This is a genomic window from Peribacillus sp. P4_B1 (assembly GCF_056402395.1).
This window is the reverse complement of record NZ_JBFUHM010000087.1, coordinates 1-10,231: the sequence shown is the minus strand read 5'-3', so window position 1 is coordinate 10,231 and position 10,231 is coordinate 1. Positions and strand designations below refer to the sequence as shown.

At 37.2% G+C, this 10,231-nt stretch carries 9 protein-coding genes, 1 other RNA gene and 2 pseudogenes; 8 read left to right on the top strand and 4 right to left on the bottom strand.

Going from position 1 to position 10,231, the window contains the following annotated elements; genetic code table 11:
• A pseudogene (locus tag AC1DVK_RS25535) lies at positions 1–123 on the bottom strand (IS3-like element ISBth8 family transposase); the annotation flags it as partial.
• Positions 124–338: 215 nt separating this feature from the next.
• On the opposite strand from AC1DVK_RS25535, the gene AC1DVK_RS25530 reads away from it, so the two are divergent.
• Both AC1DVK_RS25530 and AC1DVK_RS25525 read left to right on the top strand, forming a co-directional pair.
• On the top strand, positions 339–686 hold the full coding sequence (locus AC1DVK_RS25530) for a PadR family transcriptional regulator (protein ID WP_061463248.1): 348 nt from the start codon (positions 339–341) through the stop codon (positions 684–686).
• Entirely contained in the window at positions 673–1,662 is a 990-nt protein-coding gene (locus AC1DVK_RS25525) for a hypothetical protein (protein WP_410862178.1), read from the top strand. The genes AC1DVK_RS25530 and AC1DVK_RS25525 overlap by 14 nt, the downstream gene beginning before the upstream one ends.
• 177 nt (positions 1,663–1,839) lie before the next feature.
• Here the strand turns inward: AC1DVK_RS25525 and AC1DVK_RS25520 are convergent, their stop codons facing one another.
• Positions 1,840–2,373, bottom strand: a complete 534-nt coding sequence (locus tag AC1DVK_RS25520; protein ID WP_089362265.1) for an IseA DL-endopeptidase inhibitor family protein — start codon at positions 2,371–2,373, stop codon at positions 1,840–1,842.
• A gap of 663 nt (positions 2,374–3,036) precedes the next feature.
• Between AC1DVK_RS25520 and AC1DVK_RS25515 the strand changes: the two genes are divergently transcribed.
• From AC1DVK_RS25515 to ssrS, 5 genes are all read left to right on the top strand, one after another.
• Complete coding sequence (locus tag AC1DVK_RS25515; protein ID WP_410862179.1) at positions 3,037–3,429, top strand: sporulation protein; 393 nt, start codon at positions 3,037–3,039, stop codon at positions 3,427–3,429.
• 21 nt (positions 3,430–3,450) lie between these two features.
• The gene (locus tag AC1DVK_RS25510) at positions 3,451–4,332 is read left to right on the top strand and encodes a mechanosensitive ion channel family protein (protein WP_410862181.1); all 882 of its coding nucleotides are present in this window, start codon (positions 3,451–3,453) and stop codon (positions 4,330–4,332) included.
• A gap of 456 nt (positions 4,333–4,788) precedes the next feature.
• On the top strand, positions 4,789–6,042 hold the full coding sequence (locus tag AC1DVK_RS25505; RefSeq protein ID WP_061463244.1) for an MFS transporter: 1,254 nt from the start codon (positions 4,789–4,791) through the stop codon (positions 6,040–6,042).
• 345 nt (positions 6,043–6,387) lie between these two features.
• Complete coding sequence (locus AC1DVK_RS25500) at positions 6,388–6,741, top strand: Mur ligase domain-containing protein (RefSeq protein ID WP_477627691.1); 354 nt, start codon at positions 6,388–6,390, stop codon at positions 6,739–6,741.
• Positions 6,742–6,862: 121 nt separating this feature from the next.
• Positions 6,863–7,049, top strand: a non-coding RNA gene (gene ssrS, locus AC1DVK_RS25495) — 6S RNA.
• Between the two features lie 209 nt (positions 7,050–7,258).
• Here ssrS and AC1DVK_RS25490 read toward each other — a convergent pair.
• Complete coding sequence (locus AC1DVK_RS25490; protein WP_089362260.1) at positions 7,259–7,801, bottom strand: ribonuclease H-like YkuK family protein; 543 nt, start codon at positions 7,799–7,801, stop codon at positions 7,259–7,261.
• A gap of 495 nt (positions 7,802–8,296) precedes the next feature.
• Positions 8,297–8,446, bottom strand: a pseudogene (locus tag AC1DVK_RS25485) (IS5/IS1182 family transposase); the annotation flags it as partial.
• Positions 8,447–8,872: 426 nt separating this feature from the next.
• On the opposite strand from AC1DVK_RS25485, the gene AC1DVK_RS25480 reads away from it, so the two are divergent.
• Positions 8,873–10,231, top strand: a 1,359-nt coding sequence (locus tag AC1DVK_RS25480; RefSeq protein ID WP_477627690.1) for a family 14 glycosylhydrolase, incomplete at its 3' end; no start/stop codon positions are given.

Here is a 10,231-nt window from a genome sequence, read left to right as displayed (position 1 = left end):
ACTTTTGATACCAAATCGCTCACGAAGCCGACGATATGACCAGCCTTCCTCCAACTTCAAACGAACAACTTCTCGCTTTAATTCTTCTGTATATGTTTGAAACGTTTGCCCCTTTTTTGCCATAGAAAAATCCCCTCTCAGATAGACTGTTAAGAACATTTTATCATGCTCTCTTTTTACTCTGTCTACCTGTAGGGGATAATACCAAAACGCTTCTCTTTTTTATGCGTTAAATAAAATATATTTTCATTTTTATATTGGTGTAAGAACTAAAATAGTGTATGATGCATAGTATAAGGTATGGTGTACGTCACATAGTATAGAGAAAGGGTGATTGGATGAGCACTTTACTGAATTCATTAACAACTGAGCTGCGCAGGGGCACTTTGACGTTAGCTGTCTTAAGTCAGCTCAAAACTCCGCAGTATGGGTACTCGCTTGTCCAGCGTTTAGAGAAGTCTGGAATTACCATTGATCAAAGTACTTTATATCCTTTGCTTCGCCGCCTGGAAAAACAAGAATTGGTCACAAGCAGCTGGGATACTTCTGAAAGTAGACCGCGCAAGTACTATTCTTTAAGCGATTATGGTGGAGAAATATTCATTCAGTTAAAGGAAGAATGGGAAAAAACTTCTCAAGAGCTTTATATATTATTAAAAGGAGAGGGAGAGGATGGAGCTGATTGAACTTTATATTCAGGAAGTGACCCGCAGGCTGCCAGAAAAAAACCGGGGGGATATTGCGCTTGAGCTTCAATCTACAATCGAGGATATGCTTCCGGTGGATCATACGGAACAAGACGTGAAAGCCGTCCTTTTAAAATTAGGAGATCCGGTTATACTGGCAAGTCGTTATCGCGATCGGCCGATGCATTTGATTGGACCGCGTTATTTTGATGTTTATATCTGTCTGTTGAAAATGATTTTACCAATAGCTGCAGTCATTTCACTGATCGGATTAATAGGGGATAATCCTTTTCGGGATATGGGGAATACGGTTGTGGACGCAATTTTAATAATAATCGGGAAAGGGATTACCGGTATCATCAGTACAGGTATCCAAGTGTTTTTCTGGTTAACGCTTTCATTTGCCATTTTAGAACGCATGGATACTTCAAAAGACCAGTCGCCTTTAACAAAGGACTTGAAACCATGGACACCGGAAAACCTAAAAGTTATGCCGAACATTTCAAAGAAAAAAGCGGTTCCTATGATCGAGATTTTTGCGAGTTTGTTAGGTCTTTCTGTCTTCGCGGCCCTTTATTTCAATGCAGCAAACCTCTTAGGAGTCTATGAAAAAAGAAATGGCAGTCTCATTTTCGTGACACCTTCTTTCAATCAAGAAGTATTGAATTCCTATTGGCTGCTGGTATCATGCGTCGTCATCATTGGAGTGCTCTTGGCGATTTATAAATTATTTTTAAGACGATGGACCCTGAAATTAGCTTTATTTCATGCCATATACCAGCTGTTGTACACTCTGGCTTTCATCATCATCATCAGTAATCCTGATTTATTGAACCCGGAATTCCTTGCATACCAAAGAACACTATTCTCAATCGATGAATGGAAAAGCTCGATATACTGGGGTCTCATACTCATCTTCATCATTTTTGCCGCCTACGATACCTATCAAGGCTTCCGTAAGGCAAAAATCCGTTAAGGCACAGCATCTTAGCTGTGTTTTTTTGTTTAAATATATTGTGAAGTGAAAAGTGAGCTGTTACAAGTCTGGAATATTATTTCTCACGATACAAGGGACAACAAAAAAACACCTCATATGACATATAGTTTTTAACTAACTATACAGCATATGAGGCGTTACATTTAAACCAATGTTTTATTGAACTGCATCGAACTGATTGACTTTCCAAGCGGAACCGGACTTATAAAAGGTAACCGTTCTTTTTACTGACTCACCGTCGACTGTAGGTACAGTTAAATTGTATGACCTAACGTTTTGTTTTTGATAGACCAATTTAATTTTGGCTTTTTTCCACTCTAACATGCTAAAGCCATCTCCGACTGGACGTGCTAATTTCCCTTTATAGGTAATGTAATTATATTTAGTCAGTCCTTTTTCAACTGCATTATTAGTAAATGTCTCTGCCAGGTAGGCAGTCAATTTATCTTTTGTATTGAACTCTTGGCAAATGTATGAATACTCTGTCCCTTTATAATTGAAAGTTTTTTGTGAACATGATTGGGTTTTGTACCCATGTAAAGCATTCCAAAAATGTTTGCTGGCATTATCGGCTATCTTTAATGCATTTGCATCAGATAAATTCTGTGATGACGTTTTGGCGGTAACCTGACCACTTAATGTGAAAAATAAAATGATAATGGATAATAGCACACCTGAAAATTTTTTCATATTTTATCTCCCCAATCCCTAATAGGATACTTATGTAACGAAAGTTTAATTAATATTACATTTGTTACATTTATATTACAACATGATCAGCGAAAGTAAAAGAGAAATCTTGCTAATTTTTAAATATAATTATAGATTTTAATAAATATACATAGTTTGTTCACTTTATTCTTTTTGAAAGGAGCGTTCACCGAGTTTTAAATAGAAGGACACTAGCTGTTACATACTTCATATTCCACCAACTGGCCTATTTAAAACCTAGCAGTTAATTCTTTTACAATTACAGGACAAGTTAATTCATTATATTTTTATTATTACCAATATATGTACAAAGAACTCGAATTACCCAGGCAGAACCCGAAAAAAATAAAATATAAAGGTTTGACAAACTTTCTAATCTTAACGTATGATAAATAATATACTTGAATACTTTCTCCTAAGGGGAGTAGCTTTTACAACAATGTCGTCATTACGGAGCTCTTTGCTCTCGGTGTTGTTGGCAGCATATTGTTGTTAGCCAGACCTTACCTATTGGTAAAGGTCTATTTTGTTTTAGTAAACCTTTACCAAAGTGGTAAAGGTTTTTTTGTAGTCCCCTTAAGGAAATGTATAAACATGTAGGTTTTAATAGAAAAACAAATAAATATAAATGGAGTGTATTCGTTGATACTTAGAAAATCTTTGTTACTTTTAGGGATAGGTTCTGCACAAATAGATTTAATCCTTCCGAAAAATACGTATAAATCCGGTGAATGCATAAATGGATATTTTTTGATTAAGGGTGGTACCCAGGAGCAAAGAATAAGGAGGATCGAATGTGATTTAATTATGGATACTCATTCTACGGGAATGGAAAATACCCTTAAGACGAGCACCATTTTAGCTTCAAGTGAGATTGAGTCAGGGGAAAGCAATGAAATTCCTTTCAACTTTTGTCTGCCTATATTGAAGGAGCCTTATAAGCGAGGGGTATCCTATCGCCTTAAAACAAGACTTATATTGGATGAAGGGATAATCGGAAAGGATGATGACTGGATCTTAATCGATTCTGAATAAAGTTGAAATAGAGGTGTGAACATGGAAATCTTGAATTTTACTGAGCGTGCTTTGGATTATTTGAAGGAATTCTTATTAATGAGGCTGTTTATATTAACTTTACTGTTATTGGCGGTATATTATATTTTGAATAAAATGGTCGAATGGTTCTTTAAAAGATCTGATTTTTTTGAGGAAGAAGTGGAAAAAACGATACAGGGGGTAACTCGTTCCAGTCTCAGGTACGGCATAGTTTTGATTTTCCTCATTTATCTGATTGGGCAGTTCATTGATATAAAAGGAATTTTAGCAGGAGCGGGGATCGTGGGAATCGTTATCGGATTTGCCGCTCAGCAAATGCTTAAGGATATTTTATTGGGATTTGTAAGGCTTTCAGATAATGAATTTCGTGTAGGGAATTTTGTGACATTCAATGGGACAAGTTCCGGAACCGTAGAGGAAATCGGTATCAGGTTCATGCAGATCAGAGAATGGTCAGGAAAATTGCTGACCATCCCACATAGTGAAATCAGGACGATTCAAAATTTTAATAAAGGGAGAATGCGAATCATTGAACGCATTACAGTAAGTTACCAGGAAAATCCTGAAAAGGTAAAACGGCTGTTGGAGGATATATGTATTATCTGTAATGATAAGTATGGTGAAAGCCTGCTAAGGCTAGAGGATGGGACCCCCGAAGAGGATTTTAGATACATAGGCATTACGGATTTAAATCCGAATCTAAAATATGTTGGATATGAACTATGCATAGTGGGGCTTGTAAAACCTGAACATTACTTTGAAACAGCAAGAAATGTCAGGTTTGAGATGATGGCTGCTTTACATGAGCATCAAATTCTTATGCCATCTTCCCATTTACTTGTGCAGGCGAATCCGAATCATGAACGTATGCTAGAGAACTGATAAGAAGCATACACTTGCACGAGCTATTCCGGGAAAAGGTCATGAAAAAAATTGTGGCCTAAAGTGGAACAAAGTGCAGAAGCATCAATCAGCAATAACCCTGAAAACTTACGATATAAAAGGGTTTTCTTTTAAAGGAAGTTCTTTTTGAATAAGAAAATGAACAAGTCTGATCCAAAAAAGGATTATCATTGAATTTTTATCTTGATTTTTCAGATTAAATGGATTATTATGATTTTAGCATAAAATGGAAGGGGAACGGTTAAACAATGATCATTTAATCCTATTCTTTAAGAAAAAATGCGTTTTAAATACGATCTTTTTTTCTGGATAGGATTAGTCTGTACATTAAAATACAAACAAAGATCATTGTGTTCCTTCAATTAGGGATATTATGCCTTTTTAAATTTGTATTGTACTGCCTCCTGTCCAGATATTTCACAGGAGGTTTTTATATTGGGAAAAAACTCATCTGTAACATTGAGTAATAAGGAACCTAACTTATTTACAAATCGTGTATTTCGGGCCATCATCTTTTCAGGCTTGTTTTTACAAATAGGGATATGGGTGCGGAATTTTGCAGTTTTGTTATTCGTCATGGAAAAGACAAATGGGGATGCCTTTGCCATTTCAATGATTTCAGTAGCGGAATTCGCACCCATTTTTATTTTTTCATTTATTGGAGGGACGTTCGCTGACCGCTGGAGTCCGAAAAAAACGATGGTTTGGTGTGATATTTTAAGTGCAATATCCGTATTTGCTGTGCTTATTACGCTTATCTTCGGAAGTTGGAAAATGGTGTTTTTTGCAACTTTGATTTCGGCGATACTTTCTCAATTTTCTCAGCCATCAGGCATGAAGCTATTTAAAATGCATTTGCCAGAAAGTCAAATTCAGACAGGGATGTCAGTTTATCAGACAGTTTTCGCAGTATTTATGGTTTTAGGTCCGATTCTCGGTACATTTGCCTTCCAATCATTCGGGATCAATATCTCGATTGCTATAACTGGCCTCGCGTTTTTATTTTCAGCTGGTGCACTAGCTTTCCTTCCAAAAGATCGCAAACTTGATGAACAAAAGGCCAAAACAACATTGTGGCAGGAAATGAAAAGCGGAGTGAGCTACGTGTTGCGAAAAAAAGAACTGAGTCTGCTTGGTTTATGTTTTCTGGCAGCCGGGCTCGGACTGGGTTTCATTCAGCCGCTCTCGATATTCCTTGTTACCGAACAACTGGGTCTGCCTAAGGAAAATCTTCAATGGTTATTTATGTTGAATGGGATTGGTATGATTTTAGGCGGAGCAGGAGTGATGATTTTTGCCAAAAAGGTGGCACCTCAGAGATTATTAGCATTTGGAATGCTTGTGAATGCCATTGGAATAGCGGTAATGGGGCTGTCAACAAACCTTTGGATTACACTTACTGCCGAGTTCTTTAATGGACTGATGCTTCCTTGTATTCAAATTGGGATTAATACATTGATATTGCAGAGGACCGAAGGCGAGTTCATTGGAAGGGTCAATGGAATCCTAAGCCCATTGTTCACTGGCTCCATGGTTTTGACTATGAGTGCTGCTGGCGTGTTGAAAGAGCAATTTTCACTCGTTTCCATATTTGAAACCGCGGCTTTCTTTTTTATACTAGGGATGTTTTTCATTTTGCCATTGTACAATCAAAAGGCCGAAACAAAACCCCTGGAAATTCAATCGTAAGTGTAGGTAATGAAAAAAGAATAGTAAACTTAGTGATTGACTTGGTTGGGGAAAACGAGGAGAAAATCTCAATTTAACATGAAGATATACCGGTTATATCCATATTGTTTTTAAAGAAAAGCAGCCAATTCATGCTGCTTTTTTTTATTCATAAATGTACGGGCTTTTAGTAATGGCTTTAATCTATTTTGGCGGACTCAACCTGAAAAAAATTTTTACCAACAAACAAATTATATATTAACAATTATTTTTAGAGTACTTGTTAATACTAATAATGGCATGTTGTTAATTATGATTTATACAAAATATAGGGTGAATAGCTTAATTGAAAAAGGAGAAAAGTTAATGATCCTTAAAGACGTAATATATGAAGCAATAAACTGGGATTTGCCGAAGGACGTTGAAGATATATCCATTACAGGTGTCGCCGATAACTCAAAAGAAATAAAAAATGGATACCTTTTTGTTGCCGTTAACGGATATAAGGAGGATGGCCATAATTACATTAAAGATGCAATTCGTCAAGGCGCTTCGGTTGTGATTGGCGATCGCGACATAAAGGGATTGGATGTTCCTTATCTACGAGTGGAGAACAGCAGAAAGGCATTAGGTGTAATCGCGAAAAGGTTTTATGGAGATCCCAGCAATCATCTACAAAATAAAGACCAAGTGGATATTATCAGTTATTTTGATCAATAGTTTGATCCTAACGAATGCTTTTATGAATAAAGGGATAATCGGGCGTCCATTCCAAGATAAAGGTCATTGGTATGGATATCATTACCATTGTAAGATATAAGGAATTCAGGTAATATAACAATACAAGCTGTACTGTTCGTAATGATATTTAAGTTTTAACCTTTAAGCTGTAATAGGGAGTTTTATATTGAAACAGGAATGTTATGCCTCGTCACTGACTTGGACAACAGGATTGTTTCTGCAAACACCCACTTTGAGGAGTGGTGGTTTAAAACTTTCTTACTGAATACGGCAATGACGGCTTCTATCTTTAAAACCGGTCTCGTCTGAGGCCGGTTTTTTTGCGTTATTCAGAGCAACGTACGAGAGGAATATATGTACAACTTTTAGCTTGAAAAAAAGAACAGGAAATTTCCAACCTATATTGTTCTAGTATAATATATTACCATCCATCTTACCTACTTTGAAAAAAGCTCCATTGCTCACAGTTTAGGCTTCTTGCATGTTTTGGAGTCATTTACTCTTGCTTTGTATACCGGTTGGCATAGCTTGAAGCAACGAAAGCATTGGGTTTAATTTTAGGTTCCACTCCCATGGATTCCATCCTGGCTACCATTTCTTTAACAAACTCACTGGTTTTGTTCCGCTTTCCAATCCCGATATCAATATGCCCTTCCATGATGAACGTTGCCCCTTGATATACAGCAGGCAGGACAATATCGATTAACTGATTTTTTCTTTCTTCCGTAAACATGGATACGATCTCCTCAGTTAACGACAATTCATGGGAAATACGTTCATGTAATTGCATCATCCTTCTAGGAATCATCACTTTTCTAATACAACCCCATACACCATTCCCGACCTGACGTATCACGATGCCTGTAATGAACACTGTATGTTTTTTATGTACTTGCGAATCTGTACCGACCATTAATCGATAGTCACCGGAAGGATTTAATTTCATGAATTCTACAATATGAACGAATACCTCTTCAAAAGACATGTCTTTTTCCTGAAGATTTTGAAATGGATTATTATGAATTGGATATTGCCTCATATTATTGCACCCAACCTTTCCTCGGCTATAATCTGATTAAAAATTACTACATGCCGCTCATAACACATCTTATGAAGGAGGTCCTCGTTTCGTGCGGTGGGAAGATTACGCCCTCTAATGAAGAATAGTAATCGTCTGAAGGTAAATCAAGAATCAACACTTATTATTATGCTTATGAAAATGAAAAAATAAAACTTGATAGAACTTCTCTTCAAACTTATTGATACCTTATACATTATGCTATTTCTCGGAATGGGCAAATGGGCTGTCTTTCAGTTAGTAAGAAATTGGTTTCATTACAGGAATTGCGGGAGCTGTCTGAGGTTGGCGGATTCTTGGTTCCAAATATACTCGGAACGCTAAAACAGATAACATATGCTACAGGATATTTAGTATTTTCCGCAATTAGAATCGTAGCGTTCCTGATTCTGGTTCTAGCTCAGCTTCATGGAGAAAAACTGGGTACTTGGAAAGAATTAAAACTATGTTTACTTTTTCGGAATACATGTCTTTCACCAAGTCATAAATGATAGAAAAATTAATGACGGCCTCCATTTTACGAACCAAATGGTTTGCGGGCACCAATTGATCTATCGTAATCATTTCAAGTTGATCTTGCTGAATAGAATAATGTTTAGAAGCCATCCTTATCACTCCATGTTTTTATCCTTCTATTTTAAAACAAAGTTGATTGGAACGGGTGTGCGGGACTCTTGCGGGAAAAGCATGCCCAAGGGAGGCCCCACAGGCACAAAGGGCGCCAAGAGTGGAGCGCCCGCGGAAAACGAGTGCCCTACGTTCCAATCAACGTTCACAAACCCTTAAAATGACTATAGACAAACTCAATTATTTATCGATCGAGTTTGTCTACTGTCTGCTGGATAGTCTCTTATAGGACTATCCATTTTTTTCTTTGAGGAGATATGAACATATTCCCCCGACGAATTAAATTGATAAATATTACCAAAACAAATATAATTTCTAGTAAAGGAGTGACTTTATTTAACGATGGATGTAAGCGATCTCAACCAGGGATTTTTAAGAATAAATAGGGGAAAGGTTGGCGTTTTTATGAACAAATTATCTGTTGGCGTTTTTACCTTTATGCTGTATTTTGTTCCTTTAAGTACTTCACCTGGATTAGCAGAAGTAAAACCAGATTACAAGCTTTATGTAATGGCCCCATTGGGTGAAATAACAGATTGGGAGGCATTTGAAGCACAGTTAATTCAGTTGAAGGAAAATGGAGTATATGCAATAACGACAGATATCTGGTGGGGGTTAGTCGAGAGTAAAAAAGATAATCAGTTTGATTGGTCCTATTATAAAAAATATGCGGAAACAGTAGAAGCATCCGGTTTAAAATGGGTGCCCATTCTGTCTACACATCAATGCGGCGGTAATGTGGGGGATGATTGTAACTATCCCATCCCGAGTTGGCTCTGGAATAAGGACACTCTAGATAACATGGCATTCAAGAGTGAAAGTGGTTTCTGGAATAAGGAAGTACTTGCTCCTTGGTGGGAAGGTACAGCAGATCAGTACAACGAATTGTATAAATCCTTTGCAGAGAACTTTGCTGATAAGAAGGACCTAATAGCTAAAATATATCTAAGTGCAGGACCAGCTGGGGAACTAAGATATCCCTCCTATCAAAATGCTGATGGCTGGGATTATCCTGAAAGGGGACAGCTTCAAGTTTATACAGAAGGAGCGAAAAGGGATTTCAGACTTACCTTGAGAGAAAAATATTCAACGATAAAAAAATTAAATGCTGCCTGGGGTGAATCATATAAAAACTGGAATGAGATTCAGCCACCTGGAAACGGGGATGAATTTTTCACCAAGGGCGGAGCAATCGATACACAATTTGGATACGACTTTATGCAATGGTATCAAGGAGCACTCGAAAAACATCTTGCAAAAATCTCTAAATTTGCCCATAAACATTTTGATAAAGTCTTTGGCGTGCCAATTGGAGCTAAAATCTCAGGAGTCCATTGGAAAATGAATGATCCAGTACTACCGCATTCAGCAGAGTATAGTGCCGGGTACTATAACTACTCCCAATTATTGAATCAATTTAAGAAATCGAATATGGCCCTCACGTTCACCTGTTTGGAAATGGGAGACCAAGACGCACATACTGCACCATCATATAGCGCTCCTAAAACGTTGGTGACACATATTGCCTCTTTAGCTAATGAAAAAGGAATTTCTTTAAACGGAGAAAACGCACTCCCGCTGATCAATAATGAATGGGGCTTTGACAATATAGCAGAAATGGTTTTCAACCATGGTTTTGAGGGATTTACCTTGCTGAGGATGTCCTATTTATTCGACGATGAAGGAAATCCCACAAATGAGTTTAGGATGATGAAGGATAAATTGGAAGGCAAGTCGATTCCAGTTACATTCACAGTTGAAAAT